This is a genomic window from Mesorhizobium sp. M6A.T.Ce.TU.016.01.1.1, assembly GCF_003997065.1.
GTDB lineage: Bacteria > Pseudomonadota > Alphaproteobacteria > Rhizobiales > Rhizobiaceae > Mesorhizobium > Mesorhizobium mediterraneum.
Window position 1 is genome coordinate 640 of sequence record NZ_RZTJ01000085.1, and the last position, 660, is coordinate 1299.

The 660-nt window shown below is 64.4% G+C and carries 2 protein-coding genes; both read right to left on the reverse strand.

Translation table 11 applies throughout. The features are described from left to right. Window positions 1-255: conjugal transfer protein TrbD (locus tag EOC94_RS33315; RefSeq protein ID WP_245465725.1), on the reverse strand; the 255-nt coding region annotated here is incomplete at its 3' end. Next, window positions 248-625: a TrbC/VirB2 family protein gene (locus EOC94_RS33320; protein WP_127295866.1), complete on the reverse strand. Its 378-nt coding sequence runs from the start codon at window positions 623-625 to the stop codon at window positions 248-250. The genes EOC94_RS33315 and EOC94_RS33320, both read right to left, overlap by 8 nt. Window positions 626-660: the final 35 nt, after the last annotated feature.

Consider the following 660-nt stretch of genomic DNA (forward strand, 5'->3'; position numbering starts at 1 on the left):
GTACGAGATGTGACGGATGTAAACCCGCCTCATCATCGGGTCGGCCTTCGCCATCATGCGAAGGGCTGCGACGGCGACCAGCCAGATCGCGACGCCGAAGAGCGCGGCATACCAGGTCAGCACGACGAAGATCAGGATCACCGAAGCGAGGCCGGTAAGCAGAACCAGCTCCCGGTCTGCGCCCATGAGCAGGTTGGGGCGTGAAAGCGCCCTGTGCACGCGCGAGCGCGCGAGATTGGCGCCTGACTCAGACATCCGCCCCCTCCCCTGCCGTTACGTTTGAGTCCTGTGATGGCGCCTCTCCGATCGAGGCGCCCGTAGCGCCGAACAGGGCGACGATTTGCGTGGCCCCGAGCAGGATGCCGGCGACGAGCACGACATAGACGAGCCGCCGCGCGAAATCGTTGAGTTCGCCCCCGAAAATCAGCATGCCGCCGGCTATCGCCACGGCGGCGAGTGCAATGAAGCCAGCGACCGGGCCGGTGATGGACTGCTGGATCTGTTGCAGGGGAGATTCCCAAGGCAGACCGCCGCCTGAGGAGGCAAGGGCCGGGTCCACCAGGCTGATGCAGGAGAAGGCGGCCAACGCCGCAAAGATCAGGGGGATTTGTGTCTTACGCAACATGGCTATCCTCGTCGATCTGGGCGTAGTGTTCGGTC

Excerpts from the sequence above, each read along its gene's own strand:
- EOC94_RS33320 (WP_127295866.1), bottom strand. The coding sequence starts at position 625 with ATGTTGCGTAAGACACAAATCCCCCTGATCTTTGCGGCGTTGGCCGCC.